We start from the raw sequence: 25,207 nt of genomic DNA, 5'->3' as shown, positions 1-25,207 counted from the left end.
AGTAGTTTTGTGTAAACCACAATCCCCTGTGGGAGCGGGCTTGCCCGCGATGACGCCCGAGAGGGCGCCGCTACTACAACTTGATCAACACCGACTTCAACTCCGTGTAATGCTCGATCGCCGCATACCCCATCTCGCGCCCAACCCCCGACATCTTGTACCCGCCAAACGGCAACGCCGGATCAAGCGCACTGTGGCAATTGACCCACACCGAACCCGACTTGATCCGCGGAATCATCCGGTGCACCGCCGCCAGGTCATTCGACCAGATGCTCGCGCCAAGCCCGTAGGGACTGTCATTGGCCATGCGCAACGCATCGGCCTCATCGTCGAACGGAATGGCGACCAGCACAGGCCCGAAGATCTCCTCCTGCACCAGCGAATGCTTCTGATCGACATCGACGATCACCGTCGGTTTGACGAAAAATCCCGGCCCGAATTGCTCACCGCCGCACGCGATGGTCGCGCCACTTTCCCGGCCCTTTTCGATGTACCCGTATACGCGCTCCTGCTGACGCGCCGAGATCAGTGGCCCCATCTCCACGCTCGTGTCCAGCCCGTTACCGAGCTTCATGGCGTTGGCAATGTCGGCGATGTCCGCCACCACATTGTCGAAATGCTTGCGCTGCACATACAGCCGCGAGCCGGCACAACAGACCTGACCCTGATTGAAGAAAATCGCACTGGCAGCGCCTGCTGCGGCGGTCTTCAGGTCGGCGTCGGCCATGACGATGGTCGGCGATTTTCCGCCCAGCTCCAGGGTGACGCGGGTCATGGAGTCCATGGCGATCTTGCCGATCTGCTTGCCGACGGCGGTGGAGCCGGTGAAGGTCAGCTTGTCCACCAGCGGGTTGTGGGTCAGCGCCGAACCGGCGGTGATGCCGGTGCCGGTGACCACGTTGAACACGCCCTCGGGGTAACCGGCTTCAAGCACCAGTTCGGCGAGTTTCAAGGCGGTCAGCGGGGTTTCATCGGCGGGTTTGAGCACCACGGTGCAACCGGTGGCCAGGGCCGGGCCGAGTTTCCAGCAGGCCAGCAGCAGCGGGAAGTTCCAGGCGACGATGGCGCCGACCACGCCCACCGCTTCGCGACGAATGAAACTGTGGAACTGATCGTTTGGCATCAGCGGCAACGACACTTCCACGCTGGAGCCTTCGATTTTGGTCGCCCAACCGGCCATGTAGCGCAGGAAGTCGATCGACAGCTGCACGTCCATCACCTGGGCCACCGCCGCGCTTTTACCGTTGTTCAGGCATTCCAGTTGCGCCAGCAGTTCGGCGTCGCGCGCCATCAGGTCGGCGAGTTTCCACAGCAGGTTCTGCCGCTCGCGGGGGCGGGTGCGGGTCCAGGCGGAATCATCGAACGCCTGACGCGCCGCGAGCACCGCACGGTCAACGTCTTCGGGCGTGGCCCGCGGCACCACACACAGCACTTCACCGGTGGCCGGGTTGTGCAGGGGCATGGTCTGGCCGTCGGCAGCCTCGACCCAGTCGCCGCCGATAAGCATGCGCGGGGCGCGCTGGATGAACGCCGAGGTGGCGGGAAGCAGGTAAGGGAGCGTCATGGCGAGGCCTCTTGTTGTTCGTGAGAACGAGGCTTTCGCAATGGCTGTGCCAACTGTCCGCAAGGGCCTGATAGCCCTTTGGCGGCGGGCGCGGGATCAAATCCGCGGCCGCCCGGTTCTGCCACGTTGTCGCAAATCGCGACGGTGCCTGAGATTCCAGAGACGGTTTTTTCAGCCCAGGCCGAAGAAGAGGCCCGGGCTGATTCGGGCGATACGCTGAGCTGTCTGCAATCAGACTGTTTCGTCGATCTTCTTGGCGTTGCGCTCGGTCAGCATCTGCACTTCCATCTCTTGCGTCATCCGTTCGCCTTTGCTCCACAACTGAGAAGAGAAGAAGCCGTTCAGGGTTTCAGCGTTTGGCGTCGAGCCTTTCTTCAAGAACAGGGCACCCAGATCGATGGTGTTGGCGAAGTTCTCCTTGTTCAGGTTGTACCCGCCCATGTAGCTGCCCCCCCATACGGAGTCGGCGGCCACCAGCTCGATGGAGGCGTCGCGGTAACTGCTCGCTGCCGATTTGAGCGAACTGGAGGCATTCAGCAAATTGTTCAGCCGATTCATATCGGAAGAACTAAGCGCGCCTGAAGTGTTGAGGGCCTTGAGGCTTCCATCCGCTTGAATGGTGAAGCCAAATTTTTTGTCGGCGAGATCCGGATAGGCGTGGGCCAGCGCAGACTGGAACTCTTCAAAAGAGGATTTCAGCGATTGATGGGCGTTTTGGTGCCGTTCGGCAACCTGAGGGAAGTCAGGTGAGCGGGATCGGCCGATCCAGGTCTCGATCGATTCGACGGTCGGACTGGTGGCAGGCGCTTCATCGCCTGGATGATAAATCGCCGCCGGATTGATGTTTACCGTCGTTTTCTGCTGCTCTTCACTCAGCGTTTTCGCTGTCAGTGGTTGGCTGGACTGGCTGAGCTGAGCGGCCGATGGCTGTATCAAGGCAGAGTTTAAAGAAATTGCCATGTCGTCATTCCCTTAACGTTTGTGTACGCAGGTTATCGACGGGCCGGGGGGGAACTTGAGTGCTGACCCGGTTCGGCAGGCTCGGTGAGTCATGTTTGGCCGGAGGCATCTATGCTTGTCTCAGACTGCAACAACTGTCGCGATATTAGACGCAGGCGCTCTCGATCAGGCAGGGTCAACAGCGGTCAACTTCACGCAACCGCTTGATTAAAAAGCTAATCGGCAAGCTGGCACGCTCCGTGTATTGCTCATCGCAGACGTTTCTCTTGCCTCCGTCTGCGGTGCGCCGCCGGCGGCAGAAACCATAAAAACGATAAGCCACAAAAATAAGAAAGCACCGTGCGAGGTTCGACGTTGATGAAGAGAAAACTCCGATCAGGCCTGAGCGCCAGTCTGCTGGCCGTGGCCGCCTGTGTGGCGCTGCATTCGCCGTATAGCCTGGCAGCCCGCGACGCCCAGACCATCCTCAAGGAAACCTGTCAGGGCTGCCACACCCCTGAAGCCGATAATGCCCTGAGCCGCATCAGCCACCAGCGCAAAACCCCGGAAGGCTGGCTGATGAGCATCGCCCGGATGCAGATCATGCACGGTTTGCAGATCAGCGATGACGACCGCCGCACCCTGGTCAAATACCTGGCCGACACCCAAGGCCTGGCGCCGAGCGAAACCGATGGGGTGCGTTACGCGCTGGAGCGCCGACTCAATACCGTTGAGAAATTCGACGACCAGACCAGCCAGATGTGCGGCCGCTGTCACTCCGGTGCGCGGGTCGCCCTGCAACGGCGTCCGGCCCAGGAATGGGAGCGTCTGGTGAACTTCCACCTCGGTCAATGGCCATCGCTGGAATACCAGGCCCTGTCTCGCGACCGTGACTGGTTCGATCTGGCTCGAAAAGAAATGGTGCCACTGTTGGCCAAGCGTTATCCGCTGGACAACCCGGCTTGGAAAAAATGGCTGAGCGCAGCACCGAAAGCCGAGTCGTTTGTCGGTGACTGGAGCTTCAGTGGCCACTTGCCGGGCAAAGGTGAACTGGCCGGGGTGATGAGCGTCGGCGCCGCTGGCGACGACACGTTCAAGGTCAGCGTCAAAGGCCAATACGCCGACGGCACGCCGTTCAATGGCGACGGCAGCGCGATTCTGTACACCGGCTACGAATGGCGCGGCAACGTGACCATCGACGGTGTGACCATGCGCCAGGTATTCGCCGCCCAAGGCAGCGCGATGCAAGGCCGGATGTTCGAGGCCGAGCATGATGAACGTGGTCTGGACTTCGTTGCGGCCAAGCAGGGCAGCAGTCGTTTGCTGGCCGTTCAACCGGGTTACTTGAAGGCTGGCGCCGAAACGGAAGTCACCCTGATCGGCAGCGGCCTCACGGGCAAACCGAACTTCGGCAAAGGCGTGGAAGTGGTCGAAGTGCTGGAGCAAAGTCCGGAACGTATGCGCGTCAAACTCAAGGCTGCCACCAACGCCCAACCAGGGCTGCGCAATGTCACCGTCGGTACACTGAAAGGCCCGACCCTGTCGGTCTATAGCGAAATTGCCGAGGTTAAAGTCGTGCCCGAGTTCTCGGTGGCGCGGATCGGCGAGGGCGGTGGTTCGACACCGAAAGTCCAGGGCCGTTTCGACGCGGAAGCCTGGGGCAAGGGCGCTGACGGCAAGCCGTATCGCATCGGTGTGTTCCCGGCACAGTGGTCGGTCGAAGCCTTCGACGACCGCGCCAAGGAAGATGAAGACGTCAAGTTCGCCGGCACCATGCAGGCCGACAGCGGCGTGTTCACCCCGGGCGATGCCGGGCCGAACCCGCAACGCAAAATGTCCACCAACAATGCCGGCAACCTGAAGGTGATCGCCGCCGTCGACGACGCAGGGAAATCCCTGACCGGCGAAGGCCACATGATCGTCACCGTGCAACGCTGGAACAATCCACCCATTCCGTGAGTTGGCTGAAACCCGAGTCTTCAGACACTTTTTTCGGAATGACCGCAGGCCCCGTAAAACGGGGTGTGCACAGGAGGTTGCAATGGGCGCTATTTTGAATCTGGTTGAGCGGAACCTGCACGAAGTGCACGTCGATGCCGACCGCATGCTGTTTCACATTCCCAGCAGTTCGCTGTTCGCCAGCGATGAGTTGACGGGCACCATCATCGATACGTTGCGCGGTCCCGGCTGCTCGTCGGACGACCTGATCCAGCGATTGTCTTCACGCTTCAACGGCGAGGAAATCACCGAGACCCTGCGTGAGTTGATGTCCCTGGAACTGGTCAGCGACGGCTCGCCGCTGACGCCGGACATCGGCACCAAACGGGTCGAGCGCACCGCGATCAATACCGTGGTGCTCAACGTCAACACCGGCTGCAACTTGAGCTGCACCTACTGCTACAAGGAAGACCTCGACAAGCCGTCGGCCGGCAAGAAAATGGATGTCGAAACGGCTATTGCATCAGTGGAAATGCTGCTGCGTGAATCCCCGGATGAGGAACGTTTCACCGTGGTGTTTTTCGGCGGCGAACCGCTGAGCAACCGCAAGCTGATCGAATACATGGTCGACTATTGCGAGAAGCGTTTCCGCGAGGCGGGCAAGTTCGTCGAGTTCGTCATGACCACCAACGCGACGCTGCTCACCGAAGACACCGTGGACTACCTCAACGCCCATCGCTTCGGGCTCTCGGTCAGTATCGACGGGCCGAAAACCGTGCACGATCGCAACCGCATCACCGTGGGCGGGCAGGGCACGTACGACGTGGTGCGGCGCAAGGCCGAGATGCTGCTGTCGCGCTACAACAGCCGTCCGGTTGGCGCTCGCGTGACCTTGACCACCGGCGTCACCGACGTCGAAACCATCTGGGATCACCTGTTCAATGAACTGGGGTTTGCCGAAGTCGGCTTTGCCCCGGTGACCTCCGGCGACATCAGCACCTTCAACCTGACCAGCGACGAGTTGATCGAAGTCTTCGCCAGCATGAAGAGGCTTGGCCGGCGTTATCTGGAAGCGGCGCTGGAACATCGCAACATTGGGTTCTCCAACCTGCACCAGTTGATCACCGACATCCACGAAGGCCACAAAAAAGCCCTGCCCTGCGGCGCGGGCCTGAAGATGCTGGCGGTGGATCACAAGGGCGAGCTGAACCTGTGCCACCGCTTTACCGGCTCATCGCTGCCGACATTCGGCAACGTGCACAGCGGTGTGAAACAGGTTGAGTTGAACGACTTTCTGTCCCAGCGCCTGGACCGCACCAACACCGGGTGCGAGGACTGCCAGATCCGTAACCTCTGCTCCGGCGGCTGCTACCACGAGAGCTACGCCCGTTACGGCGACCCGACCCACCCGACCTATCACTATTGCGAACTGATGCGTGACTGGGTCGACTTCGGCATCGAGGTCTACACCCGGATCATGGCCAACAACCCTGCGTTTATCAGCAGCTACATCACTCCGCGCAAGGCTCACTGATATGAAACATCTCAAGGCAATCAATAATAAAGCGTTGAAACTCGATGAGGCCGCGGCCGAAAACCGTATCGAAGAAGTGGTGGCGATGAGCTCCGTCGCGGGCTGCGCCTCGACCACCGACCCGGGTTGGGAGATCGATGCGTTTGGCGGTGTGTCGTCGCTGTGCCAGCCGATGGAAGCTGACCTTTATGGCTGTTCCGACCCTTGCTGGTGGCCAGCCCAGGTGCCCGACATGATGAGCACCTACCCGGACTGGAACAAGGATGCCCAGGCGTCCAACGACAATTGGCGCAACCTTGGCACTGTCTTCCCTAAAGACAAGTGATCAGATAAGAAGAAGGATTCCAGCATGCACAGCATCAAAGCCTGCGGCCTGGCCGCTTTCGCCCTCCTGAGCAGCTGTTCGCTCAGTGTTCTGGCCGATGAAAACACGGCACTGCAAGACGGTCACGAGTACATGGTGACCACTAATTACCCGAACAACCTGCACGTGCTCGACCTGGCCACGGATACCCTGTTCAAGACCTGCAAGATGCCGGACGCCTTCGGTCCGGGCACGGTTCAGTTGTCGCCGGACCGCAAGACCGCTTACGTGTTGAACAATCACTACGCCGATGTCTACGGGGTCGAACTGGACAGCTGCAAGCAGGTGTTCCACGCCAGCATCACCCAGAAGCCGGGGGAGAAAGCTAAGTCGATGTTCGCCTTCACCCTCAGTCATGACGGCAAGGAACTGTTTGCCATCGCCAACCCGACGTTGATGCTCAATGACCGCTACGAAGTGCAGCAGCCGCGCCTGGATGTCTACGCCACTGACGCAGGCATGGACGCCAAACCCGTGCGCAGCTTCCCGGCGCCACGGCAGCTGACCATCATGCAGAGTGGCGACGACGGCACGCTGTACGTGGCCGGGGCGGATGTCTACAAGGTTGATGTGAAAACCGGCAAGTTCGATGTACTGATCCCCAGCCGTCACTGGAAGCGGGCCAACTACAGCGCACCGGACGTGCTCTACGTGTGGAACCAGCAGACCTATCGCCATGACTTTTCGCTGCTCTACACCGCGGCGAAGTTCAAGGACAAGAAACAGGACCCCGCCACCGCCGAGTACCTCTACGGGCTGTTCAGCATCGACCTGAAAACCGGCAAGACCGAAACCACCGACTTCGGCCCTTTGACGGAAATCTACTTCAGCGGCATGCGCTCGCCGAAGGACCCGAACTTGATGTTTGGCGTGCTCAATCGCCTGGCGAAGTACGACATCAAGGAAAAGAAAATGCTGCAGGCGGCGACGCTGGATCATTCCTACTACTGCATTTCCTTCAACAAGGAGGGCAGCAAGATCTACCTCGCCGGGACGTTTAATGACGTGGCGATTTTCGATCCCGAGAGCATGAAACAGATCGGCAGCATCAAACTGCCGGGTGGGGATATGGCGATTACCACGGCGCAGATATTTGTCCGGTAATTTGCGGCGTCTGAGCTGACGCCATCGCGGGCAAGCCCGCTCCCACATTTAATCGCGTTCTTTCTGGAAGAACTCGGTCGAATGTGGGGGCGGGCTTGCTCGCGAAGAGGCCATCGAAAACGCTAGAGAATTTACTGCCCAGGCACCGGGCAACTCAAATCCCCCTCCTGACACTTCAAATAAGTTTTGAACGCCTCAACCCGCGCCTTGGTCAGGTCCGTGATGCAATGGCTGTAAATCAACGGATAGACACTCCCGCCCTCAACCCCGGACGCCGAAAACTTGCACTCGGCATCCCGAAACCCGATCCACGCCCGCTGCGCGCCAACCAACAGCTTCTTGCTGTCGGGACTGCCCTTCAAACGCTCGGTGATCTGCTGGTAAAGCGCATTCAACTCCTTGTCCGCCCCCTTGTTTTGCTGCGCCGCACATTGATTCATCGTGGCCTGGTCGGTGGCGTTGTCGCAATCGACGGCATGAGCAACGGTGGTGAACAGCAACGGCGTCAGCGCCAGGAGCACGCGTGGGTACATGGGGATTCTCGCTGTGACAGAAAAGATGAGGTGCAGTGTAGCGAAGGCTTATTCGCTTGCGGTGGCGCTGGAAGCCCTTAGTAAGTGATCAGCGCAGTCTTGGATGTCCTCGCCCCTGTTTCACTTCTCACGTTCTCAACCCCGAACTTTGGCACGGATGTGAGGCCGAATATTTCAGGCAGGGTTGATTGAGAAACCCGATTGATACAACTTTAAGGTTGGTCTTGTGGTCTTACAGGCCTACTGTTCAGTACAGGAGGTGACTTATGAACCCAGCATCAGATCGCATCGAAAGGAAGATCCTGCTTAAAGCGCCGCGCTCGCAGGTCTGGCGTGTGCTGGCCAACGCTGAAGCGTTCGGGCAGTGGTTTGGCGTGGCACTGGAAGGCAAGCGTTTTGTCGCCGGCGAATGGACTCAGGGGCAGATTACTTACCCCGGTTATGAGCACTTGCTGTGGAATGTCCTGGTGGAGCGAGTCGAGCCGGAGCGGGTGTTTTCGTTTCGCTGGCACCCGTATGCCGTCGAGCCGGAAGTCGACTACTCCCAGGAGCCCACCACGCTGGTGCTCTTCGAGCTTGAAGACATGGATAACGGCACCTTGCTCAGGGTTACCGAGTCCGGCTTCGATCATATTCCCCAGACGCGGCGGCTCAAGGCGTTCCGCATGGACAGCCGTGGTTGGGATGAGCAGATGAACAACATCGAAGAATTTCTGAAGATCAACACCAAGGCTCGCGAGCATCAGCAAGAGTAATGGTCTGCGGGCCCCGAAACTCGTGGCTTCCAGGCTCGACACCTGACGCGTCTAAGGGTTTTCGGAAGGGGTGGTATAGCGAATGTCTTACACGCATTGGTAACTATGTCGCCTGTTGCAGATTGGATCCGATGCGTAATCTAGCCTCATCAACCGGAACACAGGAAGTGCTTCGGGATCATGGATGATCGGCCATCAGCAAGGAACGCTATCGACAGGGAGTCGACATGGTCTTGGGAAAAACCCGCTTCGGCGGGTTTTTTTTCGTCTGTCGAAAGGGCTTTGGCGGATGAGTTCGACAAAATGGTCAATGGCTTACACCAGAGCGCGGGTATGTCGTCTGTTTACGCATGAACAATGCAGTTAATCTGGATTCATCAACTGAGTCGCAGGATGCACTCAGGATCACGGATGATCGACCATAGGCCTGGATGGCTGCTGACAGGATGTCGAAATGGTCTTGAGAAACCCGCTTAGGCGGGTTTTTTTGTGGGCGATGGAAAGTCCTCGGTGAAGCCAGACTTTGGCTTCACCGAGGAATGGATCAGCGTACTGCTACCTGATCGAGCTTCGCCGCCACACGCTCGGTGATTTCCGAGCGCAATTTCAACGACCCGGCAGCCCGTTTCTGCGCATCCTCCAGCACGCTGACCGGCGCAGTCTCAGGACAGCCCGAAGCAAACGGCGGCGCCGGCGCATATTCCAGCTGCAACTGCACCAGTTGTGCCGTGTCCTTATCGAACAATTCAGCGGCCAGTGTCAGCGCGAAATCGATGCCCGCGGTGATCCCGCCACCGGTCAACAGGTTGCCATCGCGCACCACCCGATCCTTCACCGGGATTGCACCCAACGGCGCGAGCAATTCGTGATACGCCCAGTGAGTGGTCGCGCGTTTACCCTTGAGCAGGCCCGCAGCGCCTAGCACCAGCGCTCCCGTGCACACCGAAGTGACATACCGCGCATGGGCCGCCTGGGCCTTGATGAACGCTAACGTTTCGTCATCTTCCATCAACGGCCCGACACCGCTGCCGCCGGGAATGCAGATCACATCCAGCGCCGGACAATCGTCGAAGGTGACGGTGGGTTTCAGCACCAGGCCGGTGCTCGCGGTGACGGGCATCAGGTCCTTCCAGATCAGATGCACCTTCACGTCCGGCAGCGAGGCCAGCACGTCGTATGGGCCGGTCAGGTCCAGTTGCTGAACCTGCGGGAACAACAGAAAACCGATCTGCAACGTCATGGTGTTTTTCTCGTGAAGTGGGTGGACGGCTTCACTCTAGGCTCGTAGGATTTGGCGCATACGCCAATTACCCCACGAATTACGCCAAACATGCCCAAGTCTATTGATGTGCTCGCATTCGCCAACGTGCAACTGCTCGATGTCACCGGGCCACTACAGGTGTTCGCCTCAGCCAACGACATTGCCCGCCAGAAAGGCTTGCCACCGCCTTATGCGCCGACAGTGATTGCCCGCGGCGGCGGGGCGGTGATGTCGTCAGCGGGCTTGGCGCTGTTGGCCGAACCGTTGCCCGAGCAAAGCAGCGACACATTGATCATTGCCGGCGGTTGGGGCGTTTACGCGGCGGCGGAGGATGCGGCCCTGGTGGCATGGGTGCGTGAGCATGGGGCGGGATGCCGGCGGGTGTCATCGGTGTGCACCGGGGCGTTTTTACTGGCGGCCAGCGGCTGGCTCGATGGCCGGCGGGTGGTCACTCATTGGACCCGTTGCGAGCAGTTGGCGCAAAAACACCCGCGTTTACAGGTCGAACCCAATCCGATCTTCATCAATGACGGCCCGGTCTGGACATCGGCTGGCGTCACCGCCGGCATCGACCTCGCGCTGGCCATGGTCGAAGAAGACCTGGGGCGCAACATGGCGCTGGAAGTGGCGCAGCAGTTGGTGGTTTTTCTCAAACGTCCGGGCGGTCAGTCGCAGTTCAGCGTGACCCTGTCATTGCAAAAGGAAGGCAGCCGATTCGATGACCTTCATGCCTGGATCAGCGAACACCTCACCCTGGATCTGGGCATTCCCACCCTGGCGCTACAGGCGGGCATGAGCGAACGCAGCTTTGTCCGCCACTACCGCGCCGACACCGGCCAGACGCCCGCGCGGGCCATCGAACTGATTCGGGTCGAGACGGCGCGGCGGTTACTCAGCGATACCGGCGTACCGATCAAACGGGTCGCGGTGCACTGCGGGTTCGGCAGCGAAGAGACGCTGCGGCGCAGTTTCCAGCGGGCCATGGGCGTGACGCCGCAAGCCTATCGCGAGCGGTTTTCGGTGAGTTCCGAGGCAGATCAAGCCTCGGTTTCCACTACCTGATTGAAATACTTCGCCCGATCCGGCGTAAACGTCACCACCATTCCGGTCCGCGAGCACGTCAATGCCCGTTCTTCATCCAGGTCAACCTCCAGATCTTCCCCGCGCAAACCCTGCCATTGAGCAAGGTATTTGAGTGATCCGTACTTTTCGAGTTTCTTCAGGCTGCGGCTGACACCACCTTTCCAACCCAGCACCGGCAGTTCACCGGCCCTGCATTGTTGGGCCATTTCGGGAAAACGGGTGGCGCGCTGGCGGCCGATTTCCCAGCATTTGATCAGGCCTTTGTCGGGGCCTTCCCACAGTTCATCGCGGTTCAGGCCGGATCGGAGTGGGGTGTCGATGCTGCGGTGGATGCGCTGGCTCATTCGGGTTCCTTGAATTCGGGTTTTGTTGGACAGCTCCGCTGTACCCGTTGAAGGGGATGTTAAGTGGGGGATGTAATGGGTGGCAACAAACGATTTCCGGGTGGGAGGCGCGCGGTTTTGTTGAGTGCTTGTAGGACCGTGGTCGACAGAGCCCGAGTGCCTAAGCAGGCTCAGGGCTGCCAGATATTTTTCTCTCCACTCAACTTCCGGTCCAGAAAACTCGCCGCGCTGATCAGCGCCAGATGCGTCAGCGCTTGCGGCGTATTGCCCAGATGCCGCGCATGGCTGTCGAATTCTTCGGCGTACAACCCCAGCGGATTGGCGTACCGCAGCAGTTGTTCAAACTCCAGGTGCGCCTTTTCCACCTGACCGGCCCGGGCCAGGCATTCGACGTACCAGAACGAACACGCGGCGAACGCGCCTTCGGTGCCGTCGAGGCCGTCGATCCGCGTTTCTTCGTTGCGGTAGCGATAGACCATACCGTCGCGTACCAGGGTTTTCTGAATGGCTTCGAGTGTCGCGAGCCAGCGCGGATCCTTGGCGCTGACGAAGCGAACCAGTGGCATCAGTAGCATCGAGCCATCCAGCGCAGTGCCGCCGATGTGCTGGACGAAATGCCCGCGTTCTTCGTTCCAGAAGTTTTCCCAGATGTCGACGTAGATCGCCTGACGGGTCTGGTCCCAACGGGCAAACGGGGCGGGCAGGGAGCGTTTCGAGGCGAGGCGGATCGCCCGGTCCAGCGCGACCCAGCACATCAATCGAGAATGCAGAAAATGATGCTGCTCGCCGCGCATTTCCCAAATGCCGACGTCTTTTTGCTGCCAGGTTTCACAGACTTGATCGACCACTTCCGACGCGTGCTTCCAGCCTTCATGGGAGATGGCGTCGCCGTATTTGTTGACCAGGTACACCGCATCCATCAGTTCGCCGAAGATGTCGAGCTGGATCTGGTCGTAAGCCTGATTGCCGATGCGCACCGGCGTGGCGCCGCCATGGCCTGACAGGTGCGAGAGTTCGCTTTCCGGCAGTTCCTGGCGACCGTCGATGGCGTAGAGGATGTTGAGTTTCATCGGTTTGCCGTGGCAATCGCTGACCCGTCCGCGCAGCCAACTCATGTAGGCGTTGGCTTCCTCGACGAACCCCAGGCGCATGAAGGCATAGACGGTGAATGAGGCATCGCGGATCCAGGTGTAGCGATAATCCCAGTTGCGTTCGCCGCCCGGCGTTTCCGGCAGGCCGAACGTGGCGGCGGCGAGGATCGCGCCGTGTTTGCGCGAGGTCAGCAACTTCAGCGCGAGGGCCGAGCGGTTGACCATTTCCCGCCAGCGACCGCGGTAGTTGGACTGGCCGGTCCAGTCGCGCCAGAACTTTAAGGTGCGCTCCATGCACAAGTCTGCGGCCCCTTCCTTGAAACGAGGATCGTCGAAACCGCCCAGCAGAAATTGCGCGCCCTGGCCCTGTTCCAACGTAAATTCGGCTAACGCCGCGTCGCCCTCGACACGCAACACTTGATCCGAAGACAGGCGCATGGACGGCTGATCGGCGGCCTCGAAGGCCACGTCCTTTTCGTCCAGTCGCGCGCGGGTTTTGGCGCGAGCATAGTCATGCCGCACCGCGCAGCGCATGTGAAACGTTGCCTGGCCGCTGACCACCCGAACACGGCGTATCAGCACCGACAGATCATCTTCGCTGTCACCTATCGGCAACAAATCGGTGACTTCGACCACCGCACGTTCGCTGAGCCAGCGGGTTTGCAACACGTTGGTGTCGGGCAGGTAGATTTGCTCGCGGCGGGCGTCGGGCAGGTCCGGCGCCAGTTGGAAAATGCCGGCCTCGGGCGTATCCAGCAGCGAACAGAAAATCGACGGGCTGTCGAATTCCGGCCAGCAGAAAAAATCCACGCTGCCCTTGTCGTTGACCAGTGCGGCGCTGCGCATGTCGCCAATGATGCCGTGGGCGTCGATGGCGCTTTGTCGTTCTTGATGATCAGCCATTGCCGCGAAACTCCGGATAGAGGCTCATGCCGCCGTCGATGAACAGGGGGGCGATGAGGTCGAAGGAAATCTGCATGAAGGTTGGCGCCTTGAGACGAGGGCTTAATCAGGTGACTGATTTGGGGGGTGCAGAGTTCATTTGGTGAAAGAAAAGGGGCCTTCACATTCAACCAACAATTAGCCGCTTTCCCCTCGCTCAGCCTTGTGGCAACTTGCAGTCCCTTTTCGAGAGCCGAACCATGGCCAACCCCTACCGCGAACTGTTCAAAGCCCCGGGCAGCGGAGCCTTTGTGCTGGCCGGGATGATCGCGCGCATGCCGATTTCCATGACCGGCATCGGCCTGATCACCATGCTCTCGCAACTGCAAGGCGGCTACGGACTGGCCGGTGCGGTGGCGGCGACGTTTGCGTTGGCCACGGCATTTTGCGCGCCGCAGGTTTCGCGTCTTGTCGACCGGTTCGGGCAGCGCCGGATCTTGCCGGTGTCGGCGCTGATCGGTGGCGGCGCGCTGTTGCTGGTGTTGCTGTGCACGCGTTTGCAGGCGCCGAACTGGACGCTGTTTGTGTTCGCGGCGCTGGCCGGTTGCATGCCGAGCATGTCGGCGATGGTGCGGGCGCGCTGGACCGAGGTTTATCGCGGCCAGCCGCAATTGCAAACCGCGTACGCCCTGGAATCGGTGCTCGACGAGGTCTGCTTTATTGTCGGCCCACCGTTGTCGGTAGGTTTGTGTGTGGTGGCGTTCCCCGAGGCCGGGCCGTTGGCGGCGTTGTTGATGCTGGCGATTGGCGTCACCGCGTTTGTCCTGCAACGGGACACGGAACCGGCGGTTCATCCCCATGAAGAACACCATCAGGGCTCGATCATTCGTTCCAGCGAGATTCAGTTGCTGATGCTGTTGATGCTGGCCATGGGCACCATCGTCGGCGTGGTCGATGTGGTCAGCGTGGCGTTCGCGCAGCAGCAGGGCCAACCGGCGGCGGCGAGTATTGTGCTGTCGGTATACGCGATCGGCTCCTGTCTGGCCGGGCTGGCGTTCGGGGCACTGCGCTCGAAAGTGCCGTTGCCGCGACTGTTTCTGTACGGCGGGGTGGCGACGGCGGTGACTACGTTGCCGTTGCTGCTGGCGAGCAACATTCTCGGGTTGTCACTGGCGGTGTTCGTTGCCGGACTGTTTTTTGCGCCGACGCTGATTGTGGCGATGGCGTTGGTGGAGCGAATCGTGCCGCCGGCCAAACTCACCGAAGGCCTGACCTGGCTGGTCACCGGATTGAGCATTGGCGTGGCGGTTGGTGCGGCCAGTTCGGGTTGGCTGGTGGATGCGTTCGGGGCGCGCAGCGGGTTCTGGGTGGCCATCGCCGCTGGCGCCGTCGTGCTCGGGTCAGCAATCCCCACTTATCGCCATCTGAAATAATGCTTTACCTGTAGGCGCCAGCAAGCCGGCTCCTAAAGGGGAGCCTGTACTAATTCCCTGCGGCCCTCATCCGTTCTCTTTACAGACAACTTTTCGAGGTAAGCCCGGTGACCCAGCTGACATTGCTGTGCCTGCCCTATTCAGGCGCGAGCGCCATGGTCTACAGCCGCTGGCGGCACAAACTGCCGGAGTGGCTCAAGCTGCAACCGGTGGAACTGCCGGGGCGCGGCGCGCGGTTCGGCGAGCCCTTGCACACCGACATGCGGCGCCTGGCCCTGCAACTCGCCCAGGAACAGAAAGCCACGCTCAAGGCGCCGTACGCGTTGTTCGGCCACAGTCTTGGCGCATTGCTGGCCTGCGAAATGGCCCATGCCTTGCGTTCGCTGGGTTGCCCGGAGCCAGTGGCGCTGTTTGCCTCGGGCACGGCCGCGCCGACGATGCGGGCTGATTACGACCAGGGTTTCGCCGATCCGAAAACCGATGCCGAACTGATCGAGCAACTGCGCACTCTCAATGGCACCCGCGAAGAAGTGCTGGCCAACGAAGAACTGATGAGCCTGACGCTGCCGATCCTGCGCGCAGACTTCCTGCTGTGCGGCCGTTTCGAACCGATCCAGCGCCCGTTGCTGAAATGCCCGGTGCACGTGCTCGGCGGCAAGGCCGATCGCGCCACCACCGAGCAACTGATTGGCTGGAGCAAGGAAACCCACGGCAGCTTTTCTGTGGACATGCTGGCCGGTGGTCACTTCTTCATCCATGAGCACGAAGCCAAGGTGTTGCGGGTGATCAAGGATCAGCTTGAGGTTCACCATCGCCGGCACGCCATGGTCACCACTGCCTGACGCTCGATTACCTGACTCCGCACCCCCTGTAGGAGCTGGCCTGCCAGCGATGGCGGCCAGGCAGGCAACATCCATGTCCGCCTGTCATGGCCTCATCGCCAGCAAGTCGGGTCGCCGCATCGCAGCTCCTACAAGGGCGCGCCCGTTTCACCTCCCCGCTGACACTTGTTCTCATTCGCTAATTTTTCCGGTCTGCATTCGTTTTATAGGGACGACGTGCCTTTGTGCTTCCCGCCACTGATCCGGATGCTTAGAAATGAATGCTGAAGACTCCTTGAAACTTGCTCGCCGGTTTATCGGGTTGCCCCTGGAAAAGCGCCAGATGTTCCTTGCGGCCTTGCAAAAGGAAGGCATTGATTTCGCCCGGTTCCCGATTCCTGCCGGTGTCGAGGCCGAGGATCGTCAGGCGCTGTCGTTCGCCCAGCAACGCATGTGGTTTCTCTGGCAACTGGACGCGCACAGTGGCGCGTACAACCTGCCGGGCGCGGTGCGTTTGACTGGAACGCTGAACCTGCCAGCGCTGGAGCAGGCCTTCGTCAGCCTCGTGGAGCGTCATGAAACCTTGCGCACAGTGTTCCAGCGCCAGGCCGACGACACCTTGCGCCAAGCACCGGCCAGCGCACCGCTGGTCATCAAGCACGTGGATTTCAGCGCATTGCCCGCCACTGAGCGCGAACGCGCCGTCGCCGAAACGGCAGAGCAGCAATCAGTGGTGCCCTTCGATCTGTCCGTCGGCCCGTTGCTGCGCGTGACCTTGCTCAAGCTCGCCGAACAGGAACACGTCCTGCTGCTGACCCTGCACCACATCGTTTCTGACGGCTGGTCGATGAACGTGCTGATCGATGAATTCATCCGCTGCTACGACGCCTTCGAGGCCGGTGCACAACCGCAACTTCCACCATTGCCGATCCAGTACAGCGACTACGCGTTGTGGCAACGCCGCTGGCTGGAGGCGGGTGAGCAGGCGCGCCAACTGGATTACTGGCAGGCGCAACTCGGCGACGAACACCCGGTGCTGGAGTTGCCCACCGACCATTCGCGCCCGGCGATGCCAAGCTATCGCGGCACACGCTACGAATTTGCCGTCGACCCGCAACTGGCCGAGCAACTGCGTGCCACCGCGCAGAAACACAACATCACCCTGTTCATGCTGTTGCTCGGTGCGTTCAACGCGCTGCTGCATCGCTACACCGGGCAGACCGACATCCGTGTCGGCGTGCCGATTGCCAACCGCAACCGTGCGGAAATCGAAGGCCTGATCGGCTTCTTCGTCAACACCCAGGTGCTGCGCACCCAGCTCGATGGCCACACCCGCGTCGACGATTTGCTGCGCGCCATCAAGGAAACGGCCCTCGGCGCCCAGGCCCATCAGGACCTGCCGTTCGAGCGTCTGGTCGAAGCGCTGAAACTGGAGCGCAGCCTCAGCCACACGCCGCTGTTCCAGGTGATGTACAACCATCAGCCGCAGGTCGCGGACATGTCCAGCATCAGCACCGCCTCCGGCCTGGTACTCGGCGCGATCGAGTGGGAAGGGCGCACCACGCAGTTCGACCTGACCCTCGACACCTACGAAAAGGGCGGCAAGCTGCACGCTGCGCTGACCTACGCCAGCGACCTGTTCGAGGCGCCGACTATCGCGCGTATGGCGCAACACTGGACGCGCCTGTTGCAGGCGATGGTGGTCGATTCGAATCAGCGGGTCGGCGAGCTGCCGATGCTGGCGGCGGATGAACAGCAAATACTGGTACATGACTGGAACCGCACCGCCGAAGCCTATCCCGTCGAGCAATGCGTTCATCAATTGATCCACGCCCAGGCCCTGCGCACACCGGAGGCGCCGGCGCTGGTGTTCGGCGACCGTCAGCTGACTTATGCACAGCTCGATGCGCGCACCAATCAATTGGCGCATTACCTGCGCGAACAGGGTGTCGGCGCCGATGTGCTGGTCGGCATCGCCGTCGAGCGTTCGCTGGAAATGGTCATTGGCCTGTTGGCGATTCTCAAGGCCGGCGGCGCCTATGTGCCGCTCGACCCGGAGTACCCGGCGGAGCGCCTGGCCTACATGATCGAAGACAGCGCGATTGCTGTGTTGCTGACCCAGAGCGCCTTGGTTGGCACGCTGCCGACCGAGGGCATCAAGGTCATCGCGCTGGATCAGGACGAGGATTGGCTGGACGGTTACAGCGAAACCTGCCCGCCGGTGTCGGTGAATCCGTTGAACCTGGCCTACGTGATTTACACCTCCGGCTCCACCGGCAAACCCAAGGGCGCCGGCAACAGTCATGCGGCGCTGGTCAACCGTTTGTGCTGGATGCAACAGGCTTACGGGCTGGATGGCAGCGACTCGGTGTTGCAGAAAACCCCGTTCAGTTTCGACGTGTCGGTCTGGGAGTTTTTCTGGCCGCTGATGACCGGCGCCCGTCTGGTGGTGGCGCCGCCGGGCGCGCACCGCGAACCGGCGCGGTTGATCCGCCTCATCGGCGCGTTCGGCATCAGCACCTTGCACTTTGTGCCATCGATGCTTCAGGTGTTTATCCACGAGCCGGGCGTTGAAACCTGCACCCGCCTCAAACGCATCGTGTGCAGTGGTGAAGCCTTGCCGCTGGATGCCCAGCTTCAGGTGTTCGCCAAGTTGCCGGGCGCCGGGTTGTACAACTTGTACGGGCCGACCGAAGCGGCCATTGACGTGACCCATTGGACCTGTGTTGATGAAGGCGCCGACAGCGTGCCCATCGGCCGGCCGATTGCCAACCTGCGCACCCACGTGCTGGACGCGCAGTTGCTGCCGGTGCCGGCGGGCGTGGCGGGCGAGTTGTACCTGGGCGGCGCGGGTCTTGCGCGCAGTTATCACCGTCGTCCGGGGCTGACGGCAGAGCGCTTTGTGCCTTGTCCGTTCCATGACGGCGCACGCCTGTACCGCACCGGCGACCGCGTGCGCCAGCGCGCCGACGGGGTGATTGAATACCTCGGCCGTCTCGACCATCAAGTGAAACTGCGCGGCCTGCGCATCGAGTTGGGGGAAATCGAAACCCGCCTGATGCAGCATCCGCTGGTGCGCGAAGCCGTGGTCCTGGTGCAGGGCGGCAAGCATCTGGTGGCGTATCTGGTGCTGGAAAGCGTCGAGGCGCAGTGGCCTGAAACCCTCAAGGCCTGGCTGCTGAGTAGCTTGCCGGAATACATGGTGCCGACCTACCTGATGCCGCTCGATGCCTTGCCGGTGACCGCCAACGGAAAACTGGACCGCAAGGCCCTGCCGCAACCGGACGCGGCGCCGCAACAAGCGTTCGTCGCCCCGCAAGATGCCATGCAGACGGCGCTGGCGCAGATCTGGCAGGACGTCCTGAGCCTGGAACGCGTGGGCCTCGAAGACAACTTCTTTGAGCTGGGCGGTGACTCGATTATCTCCATTCAAGTGGTCAGCCGCGCCCGTCAGGCCGGCATCCGCCTCAGTCCGCGTGATCTCTTCCAGTACCAGACCGTGCGCAGCCTCGCGTTGGTGGCGGCGTTCGACAACCGCAGCTCCATTGACCAAGGGCCGGTCAGCGGCGAGGTGGTGCTGACCCCGGCGCAACATTACTTTTTTGAGCACGCCATCGCGCAGCCGCAACACTGGAACCAGTCCTTGCTGCTGACGCCGCGCGAGGCGCTGAACCCTCAAGCACTGGAAGCCGCGCTGGTTGCGGTGATCAACCATCACGATGCCTTGCGCCTGCGTTTCACCAAGAGTGCCGAAGGCTGGCAGCAGCGCCACGGATCGCCGGTCGAAACGGCCGGATTGTGGCAGCGGCACGCCGCTTCAACCGAGGTGTTGTCGGCCCTGTGCGACGAAGCACAACGCAGCCTTGATCTGGCGGACGGGCCGTTGCTGCGCGGGCTGCTGGTCAGCCTCGACGACGGCACGCAACGTCTGTTGCTGGCGATCCACCATTTGGCGGTGGACGGCGTGTCCTGGCGGGTGCTGCTCGAAGACTTGCAGCAGGCCTATGGGCAACTGGCGGTTGGCGGCGCCGCAACGTTGCCCGACAAAACCAGCGCCTATCAACACTGGGCCAAACACCTGCAAGAACATGCCCCCACGCTGGATCAGCAACTGCCGTACTGGCAGGCACAACACGCCGATGCCCGCGACCTGCCCTGTGAAAACCCGCTGGGTAGCTTGCAGCATCGCCACGGCCACAAAATCGAATCGAAGCTCGACGCCGGGTTGACGCGGCAGTTGCTGCAAACAGCCCCGGCGGCCTATCGCACCCAGGTCAATGACTTGCTGCTGACGGCGCTGGCGCGGGTGATCTGCCGTTGGACCGGGCATCACTCGACGCTGATCCAGCTCGAAGGCCATGGCCGTGAAGACCTGTTCGACGACCTCGACCTGACACGCACCGTGGGCTGGTTCACCAGCCTGTTCCCGGTTCGCCTGCGACCTCAGGCCGACACGGCGAATACGATCAAGGCGATCAAGGAGCAACTGCGCGCCATCCCCGAAAAAGGGCTGGGTTATGGCTTGCTGCGCTACCTCGGCGAGCCGGCCCAGCGTGAGTCCCTGCAAGGGTTGCCGGCGCCACGGATCACCTTCAACTACCTCGGCCAGTTCGACCGCCAATTCGATGAGGACGCGCTGTTTGTACCGGCTCTGGAAAGCGGCGGTCAGGCCCAGGGTGACGATGCGCCGCTGGCCAACTGGCTGACCCTGGAAAGCCAGGTCTATGGCGGTCAGCTCTCGCTGCAATGGGGCTTCAGCCGCGACATGTTCGCCGACAGCACCGTCCAGCGACTGGCCGCTGCCTACACCGAAGAACTCACCGCGCTGATCGAACATTGCTGCGCCACACCGGCGGGGCAGGTCACGCCGTCGGACTTCCCGCTGGCGCGGATCAATCAGACGCAGCTGGACGCGTTGCCGGTCGCGGCAGCGGCCATCGAGGACATTTATCCGCTGACGCCGATGCAGCAGGGCATGCTGTTCCACACCCTGTATGAGCCGCAGGCCGAGGCCTACATCAACCAACTGCGCCTGGATATTCAGGGGCTGGAACTGGCAGCCTTCGGTCGAGCGTGGCAAGCGGCGATCAATCGTCACGACATTTTGCGCAGCAGCTTCCATTGGTTGGGTCTGGAATCTGCGCATCAGGTGATCCATCGCCAGATCGACCTGCAATTGCAGGTGATCGAGACCGTCGATATCGACCTCGATGCGTTGGCCGCCGAAGAGCGCAGCCGTGGTTTCGAACTCAGTGCCGCGCCGCTGTTGCGCCTGATGCTGGTACGCCAAAGCAGCGACGCCTGGCACCTGATTTACACCAGTCATCACATCCTCACGGACGGTTGGAGCAACGCGCAGTTGCTCGGTGAGGTGATTCAGCATTACGCCGGGCAAACACTGGCCAAACCCTTGGGGCAATACCGCGACTATCTGGGCTGGATTCAGCAGCAACCACTGGCGGCGGGCGAGCACTTCTGGAAGCAGGCGCTGACCGACCTCGAAACCCCGACGCTGCTGGCGCACGCCTTGCCGGCACCGGTCGACGGGCGTGGCATGGGCGAGCATCACCTGACACTGGAAAGCGCCGCCATGCAGCGCCTGGCGGAGTTCGCCCGACAGCAGAAAATCACCCTCAATACCTTGTTGCAGGGCGCGTGGGGTCTGCTGTTGCAGCGCTACACCGGTCAAGCGTGTGTGGCGTTTGGCGCGACGATTGCCGGGCGCTCCGCACCGTTGCCGGGCATCGAGCAACAGTTGGGTCTGTTCATTAACACTCTGCCGATCATTACTGCGCCGTCGTCCACTCAGCCAGTCAGCCAATGGCTCAATGAGCTGCAAGCGTTGAACCTGAGCCTGCGCGAGTTCGAGCATGTGCCGCTCTACGACATCCAGGGTTGGGCCGGGCAGCAGGGCAACGCGCTGTTCGACAGCTTGCTGGTGTTTGAAAACTTCCCGGTGGCCGAAGCGCTGAAGCAAGGCGCACCGGCGGGCCTGACCTTCGGCGCACTGCGCAATCACGAAATCACCAGCTACCCGCTGACCCTCGGCATCGAAGTCGGCGCCAGCCTGCGTCTGGAATTCAGTTTCGATCAGGCCTTGTTCAGCGCCGTGCAGATCGAGCGGCTGGGTGCGAACCTGCTGCATGTACTGGAGCAGTTCGTTGCGCAGCCGCAACAGATTCTGGGGGCTGTCAGCCTCCTGGACGCCAGGCAAAAAGCCCAGGCGTTGCTGGGCTCGCGTCCCGCCGCGCCGCTGCTGGACAGTCCATTGCTGGCGCATCAACGTTTCGAGCAACAGGCCGCACGTACCCCTGATGCCTGGGCCGTGATCGTCGGCAACGAACGACTGACTTATGCACAGCTCAACGCCGAGGCCAACCAGCTCGCCCATCGCCTGCGCGAGCACGGTGTGGCGCCGGGACAACGAGTCGGCCTGGCGGTGCGGCGCAATGCGCAGATGATCGTCAGCCTCATGGCGATCCTCAAGTCCGGTGCCGGTTATGTGCCGCTGGACCCGGACTACCCGGCCGAACGCCTGGCTTACATGATCGAAGACAGCGGGATGGACCTGCTGCTGGCGCAACCGGAGCTGCTGGCCGATGTCGCGCTGCCCGAAGGCTTGCCGCGTCTGGCGCTGACGGCGCAGGCGCTGGCCGGCTTTTCCACGGCCAACCCGGTCAACCTCGCCTGTACCGAAGACCTCGCATACCTGATTTACACCTCCGGCTCCACTGGCCGGCCGAAAGGCGTGTGCCTGGCCCACGCCGCGCTGCGCGAGTTTTGCGTGATTGCGGCGGACTATTCGCAACTCAGCGCCGACGACCGCGTGCTGCAATTCGCCACGTTCAGCTTCGACGGATTTGTCGAGCAGTGCTACCCGCCGCTCTGCGTGGGTGCGGCGCTGGTGTTGCGCGGTGATGAACTGTGGGACACCGACACCTTGTACCGGCAGATCATCGAACAGGGCGTGACCCTGGCGGATTTGCCGGCAGCCTATTGGTACTTGCTGGCCCAGGAATGGGCCGCTCAACCTCAGCGTGACAAAGGTCGGCTGCGTCAGGTCCACGTCGGTGGCGAAGCCATGTCGCTGGAAGGCCTGAAACTCTGGCATGCCGCCGGCCTCGGCGACGTGCGCTTGCTCAACACCTACGGGCCGACCGAAGCCACGGTGGTCTCCAGCACGCACCTGTGCACTTTGGCCGACACGCAAAACCTGCTCGGCGTGCCGATTGGCCGCGCCTTGCCCGGTCGGGCGTTGTACGTGCTGGACAGCGAAGGTCATCTGTTGCCAACCGGTTGCGTGGGCGAGTTGTGCATCGGCGGTGACGCCGGCATTGCCCAGCACTATCACCAGCGTCCGGGGCTGAGCGCCGAGCGTTTCATCGCCGATCCGTTTTCCACCACGCCGGGCGCACGTCTGTACCGCAGCGGCGATCTGGCGCGCTATCGCGAAGACGGTGCGCTGGAATACCTGGGACGCATCGATCACCAGGTGAAAATTCGCGGTTTCCGCGTCGAGCTGGGCGAACTGGAAGCGCACCTGCAAGGCTTGCCGATGATCAGCGAAGCGGCGGTGCTGGTGCACGAAGGCGTCGGTGGCAAGCAACTGATCGGTTATGTCGTGCCGGTGTCGCCGAATGCCGATTCGCGTCAACTTACCGAAACCGTGCGCCAGGCCTTGGGCGAGCGTCTGCCGGAGTACATGCTGCCGGCGCAACTGGTGGTGATGAACGCGTTGCCGCTCAACCGCAACGGCAAACTCGACCGCGCCGCGCTGCCGGCGCCAGAGGTTTGGGACGCGGTGGCCGGCACCGCGCCGCAAGGTGAGCTGGAGATTGAACTGGCGCAGATCTGGCAGCAGGTGTTGCAGGTTGCCCGTGTCGATCGCGAAAACAGCTTCTTCGAGTTGGGCGGTCATTCGTTGCTGGCCACGCAGATCGTGTCGCAGATTCGCCAGCGTCTGGGCCTGTCGGTGAGTTTGCGCAGTCTGTTCGAACATCCGCGCCTGGAGGATTTCGCCGCTCAGGTGCACGCTCTGCGGCACGCCGCCAATGCCTGTGAACGCCCGGCACTGGTGGCGGACCACTCCGGCGACCGCCAGCCGTTGTCCTTTGCCCAGCAGCGGTTGTGGTTCCTGTGGAATCTGGAACCGGACAGCTCGATGTACAACATGCCGGGCGCCTTGCGGTTGCGGGGCGAGTTGAACCTGTCGGCACTGCAGCAGACGTTCGAGACCCTGGTGCAACGCCACGCCGTGTTGCGCACCACGTTCCATGAGGAAGACGGCCAGGCCTGGCAGCGGGTACACGCCGAACTGCCGTTGAACTTCGTCGCCAGCGACCTGCGGCATTTGCCGGCGCCGGACGTCGAAGCCGCGCAACTGGCCCGTGAGGAAGTCGCCCAGCCGTTCGATCTGCGTAATGGGCCGCTGCTGCGGGTGCGGGTGTTGCAGGTCGCGGATCAGGAGCATGTGTTGCTGCTGACGGTGCACCACATCGCTGCGGATGACTGGTCGTTCCGGATTCTGATCAATGAATTCGTGACGCTGTATCCGACGTTCAATCAGGGCGGCGTTGCGCAGTTGCCGGAACACGCCGTGCAATACGCCGACTTCGCCAAATGGCAGCGCCAGTGGCTGGAGCAGGGCGGCGAGCTGCAACGTCAGCTCGATTACTGGGTCGCGCGCCTTGGCCAACCGCAAACGGTATTGGAGCTGCCGGGCGACGGCGATCAGCGTCAGGCGCAGGAAGGCGCCAGCCAACATTTCACCTTGAATGCGACGTTGAGCCAGCAGTTGCGCGACTTCGCCCAACAGCGTGGATTGTCGCTGTTCATGGTGCTATTGGCCGGCTTCACCCTGGTGTTGCGCCAGCGCGCGGAGGTCAGTCGCGTGCGCATCGGCACCGATATCGCCAACCGAAATCAAGTTGAGCTTGAACAAATGGTCGGCTTCTTCGTTAACCAATTAGTGCTGCAAGTGGATGTGAATGCTGACGAGGCTGCCGGGCAACTGTTGCACGCCTGTCGCCGTGCGGTTCTGGAGGCTTCGGACCATCAGGACCTGCCGTTCGAGCGATTGGTGGAAGCGTTGCGTCTGCCGCGTCGGGCCGGGCGTTCGCCGTTGTTCGACATCAAGTTGATCTATCAGGAAGGCGTCGGTCGCTTGCCGTCCATGGACGGTTTGCTGGTCGAGGATTTCCCGTCGGGCCGGCAAGCCGCCGAGATCGGCATGGTCGCTGCGTTCTACAACGAGGCCGAACACATTCACCTGAGTTTCGAAACACCCGCCGGGCAGTACTTGCCGAGCACGCTGGAAAGCCTGTTCGAACAAATCGAGGCGGTGCTGCAAGCGTTGTTGCGCGCTGACGAGCTGACGGTCAGCCAATTGCTGGACCTGGCCACCGAGGTGCAGCGCCGCGCCGATGCGCGCCTGAACGAACAACGCAAGGCATTGCTGGGCGGGCGCATGGCGATCAAGCGTCGTCGCGGCACGCCGGCAACGCACAGCACTGCGGACTGATTCATTGCAGCGGCGCCCACCGGGCGCCGTCGTCATCATTT

The 25,207-nt window shown here is 61.5% G+C and carries 15 protein-coding genes; 9 read left to right on the top strand and 6 right to left on the bottom strand.

Annotated features, from left to right (window positions below):
* Positions 1-73 precede the first annotated feature (73 nt).
* Both F8N43_RS20215 and F8N43_RS20210 read right to left on the bottom strand, forming a co-directional pair.
* Positions 74-1,564 carry an aldehyde dehydrogenase family protein gene (locus F8N43_RS20215; RefSeq protein ID WP_150654246.1) on the bottom strand — a complete coding sequence of 497 codons (1,491 nt, stop codon included), beginning with the start codon at positions 1,562-1,564 and terminating at the stop codon, positions 74-76.
* Positions 1,565-1,795: 231 nt separating this feature from the next.
* Complete coding sequence (locus F8N43_RS20210) at positions 1,796-2,524, bottom strand: hypothetical protein (RefSeq protein WP_150654245.1); 729 nt, start codon at positions 2,522-2,524, stop codon at positions 1,796-1,798.
* 357 nt (positions 2,525-2,881) lie between these two features.
* On the opposite strand from F8N43_RS20210, the gene peaA reads away from it, so the two are divergent.
* The 4 genes from peaA (at position 2,882) to peaD (ending at position 7,443) form a co-directional block, all read left to right on the top strand.
* Positions 2,882-4,462: a quinohemoprotein amine dehydrogenase subunit alpha gene (gene peaA, locus F8N43_RS20205; protein WP_150654244.1), complete on the top strand. Its 1,581-nt coding sequence runs from the start codon at positions 2,882-2,884 to the stop codon at positions 4,460-4,462.
* A gap of 82 nt (positions 4,463-4,544) precedes the next feature.
* Entirely contained in the window at positions 4,545-5,975 is a 1,431-nt protein-coding gene (gene peaB / locus F8N43_RS20200; RefSeq protein ID WP_150633775.1) for a quinohemoprotein amine dehydrogenase maturation protein, read from the top strand.
* 1 nt (position 5,976) lies between these two features.
* Positions 5,977-6,300 carry a quinohemoprotein amine dehydrogenase subunit gamma gene (gene qhpC, locus F8N43_RS20195; protein ID WP_008027961.1) on the top strand — a complete coding sequence of 108 codons (324 nt, stop codon included), beginning with the start codon at positions 5,977-5,979 and terminating at the stop codon, positions 6,298-6,300.
* Between the two features lie 24 nt (positions 6,301-6,324).
* On the top strand, positions 6,325-7,443 hold the full coding sequence (gene peaD, locus F8N43_RS20190) for a quinohemoprotein amine dehydrogenase subunit beta (RefSeq protein WP_150633776.1): 1,119 nt from the start codon (positions 6,325-6,327) through the stop codon (positions 7,441-7,443).
* Positions 7,444-7,574: 131 nt separating this feature from the next.
* Here the strand turns inward: peaD and F8N43_RS20185 are convergent, their stop codons facing one another.
* Positions 7,575-7,976: a lysozyme inhibitor LprI family protein gene (locus tag F8N43_RS20185; protein WP_150654243.1), complete on the bottom strand. Its 402-nt coding sequence runs from the start codon at positions 7,974-7,976 to the stop codon at positions 7,575-7,577.
* A gap of 266 nt (positions 7,977-8,242) precedes the next feature.
* Between F8N43_RS20185 and F8N43_RS20180 the strand changes: the two genes are divergently transcribed.
* Entirely contained in the window at positions 8,243-8,731 is a 489-nt protein-coding gene (locus F8N43_RS20180; protein WP_150633778.1) for an SRPBCC family protein, read from the top strand.
* A gap of 544 nt (positions 8,732-9,275) precedes the next feature.
* On the opposite strand, the gene inhA is transcribed toward F8N43_RS20180, so the two are convergent.
* On the bottom strand, positions 9,276-9,971 hold the full coding sequence (inhA, locus tag F8N43_RS20175) for an isonitrile hydratase (RefSeq protein ID WP_150637593.1): 696 nt from the start codon (positions 9,969-9,971) through the stop codon (positions 9,276-9,278).
* A gap of 90 nt (positions 9,972-10,061) precedes the next feature.
* Here inhA and F8N43_RS20170 point away from each other — a divergent pair, with 90 nt between their 5' ends.
* On the top strand, positions 10,062-11,054 hold the full coding sequence (locus F8N43_RS20170) for a GlxA family transcriptional regulator (RefSeq protein WP_150654242.1): 993 nt from the start codon (positions 10,062-10,064) through the stop codon (positions 11,052-11,054).
* Here the strand turns inward: F8N43_RS20170 and F8N43_RS20165 are convergent.
* Together F8N43_RS20165 and F8N43_RS20160 are read right to left on the bottom strand one after the other, a co-directional pair.
* Positions 11,030-11,419 (bottom strand): hypothetical protein, encoded by a 390-nt coding sequence (locus F8N43_RS20165; RefSeq protein WP_150633781.1) that lies wholly within the window; start codon positions 11,417-11,419, stop codon positions 11,030-11,032. The genes F8N43_RS20170 and F8N43_RS20165 overlap by 25 nt on opposite strands.
* Positions 11,420-11,589: 170 nt before the next feature.
* Positions 11,590-13,413: a glycoside hydrolase family 15 protein gene (locus F8N43_RS20160; protein WP_150654241.1), complete on the bottom strand. Its 1,824-nt coding sequence runs from the start codon at positions 13,411-13,413 to the stop codon at positions 11,590-11,592.
* Positions 13,414-13,652: 239 nt separating this feature from the next.
* Between F8N43_RS20160 and F8N43_RS20155 the strand changes: the two genes are divergently transcribed.
* The 3 genes from F8N43_RS20155 (at position 13,653) to F8N43_RS20145 (ending at position 25,166) form a co-directional block, all read left to right on the top strand.
* The gene (locus tag F8N43_RS20155; protein ID WP_150654240.1) at positions 13,653-14,825 is read left to right on the top strand and encodes an MFS transporter; all 1,173 of its coding nucleotides are present in this window, start codon (positions 13,653-13,655) and stop codon (positions 14,823-14,825) included.
* A 107-nt stretch (positions 14,826-14,932) separates the two neighbouring features.
* Complete coding sequence (locus F8N43_RS20150; protein ID WP_150633784.1) at positions 14,933-15,667, top strand: thioesterase II family protein; 735 nt, start codon at positions 14,933-14,935, stop codon at positions 15,665-15,667.
* Between the two features lie 256 nt (positions 15,668-15,923).
* Positions 15,924-25,166, top strand: coding sequence for a non-ribosomal peptide synthetase (locus tag F8N43_RS20145; RefSeq protein ID WP_150654239.1), 9,243 nt, complete (start codon positions 15,924-15,926; stop codon positions 25,164-25,166).
* Positions 25,167-25,207 lie beyond the last annotated feature (41 nt).

Origin of the sequence: Pseudomonas fluorescens (assembly GCF_902498065.1) — a bacterium.
In the GTDB taxonomy this organism is placed as follows: Bacteria; Pseudomonadota; Gammaproteobacteria; order Pseudomonadales; family Pseudomonadaceae; genus Aquipseudomonas; species Aquipseudomonas fluorescens_BJ.
Note: the sequence above shows the minus strand (reverse complement) of the source record. Positions and strands in the feature narration are given on the sequence as shown.

Excerpts from the sequence above, each read along its gene's own strand:
- F8N43_RS20210 (WP_150654245.1), bottom strand. The coding sequence starts at position 2,524 with ATGGCAATTTCTTTAAACTCTGCCTTGATACAGCCATCGGCCGCTCAG.
- inhA (WP_150637593.1), bottom strand. The coding sequence starts at position 9,971 with ATGACGTTGCAGATCGGTTTTCTGTTGTTCCCGCAGGTTCAGCAACTG.
- peaB (WP_150633775.1), top strand. The coding sequence starts at position 4,545 with ATGGGCGCTATTTTGAATCTGGTTGAGCGGAACCTGCACGAAGTGCAC.
- F8N43_RS20155 (WP_150654240.1), top strand. The coding sequence starts at position 13,653 with ATGGCCAACCCCTACCGCGAACTGTTCAAAGCCCCGGGCAGCGGAGCC.
- F8N43_RS20160 (WP_150654241.1), bottom strand. The coding sequence starts at position 13,413 with ATGGCTGATCATCAAGAACGACAAAGCGCCATCGACGCCCACGGCATC.
- F8N43_RS20165 (WP_150633781.1), bottom strand. The coding sequence starts at position 11,419 with ATGAGCCAGCGCATCCACCGCAGCATCGACACCCCACTCCGATCCGGC.
- qhpC (WP_008027961.1), top strand. The coding sequence starts at position 5,977 with ATGAAACATCTCAAGGCAATCAATAATAAAGCGTTGAAACTCGATGAG.
- peaA (WP_150654244.1), top strand. The coding sequence starts at position 2,882 with ATGAAGAGAAAACTCCGATCAGGCCTGAGCGCCAGTCTGCTGGCCGTG.
- F8N43_RS20215 (WP_150654246.1), bottom strand. The coding sequence starts at position 1,564 with ATGACGCTCCCTTACCTGCTTCCCGCCACCTCGGCGTTCATCCAGCGC.
- F8N43_RS20185 (WP_150654243.1), bottom strand. The coding sequence starts at position 7,976 with ATGTACCCACGCGTGCTCCTGGCGCTGACGCCGTTGCTGTTCACCACC.
- F8N43_RS20180 (WP_150633778.1), top strand. The coding sequence starts at position 8,243 with ATGAACCCAGCATCAGATCGCATCGAAAGGAAGATCCTGCTTAAAGCG.
- F8N43_RS20170 (WP_150654242.1), top strand. The coding sequence starts at position 10,062 with ATGCCCAAGTCTATTGATGTGCTCGCATTCGCCAACGTGCAACTGCTC.
- F8N43_RS20145 (WP_150654239.1), top strand. The coding sequence starts at position 15,924 with ATGAATGCTGAAGACTCCTTGAAACTTGCTCGCCGGTTTATCGGGTTG.
- peaD (WP_150633776.1), top strand. The coding sequence starts at position 6,325 with ATGCACAGCATCAAAGCCTGCGGCCTGGCCGCTTTCGCCCTCCTGAGC.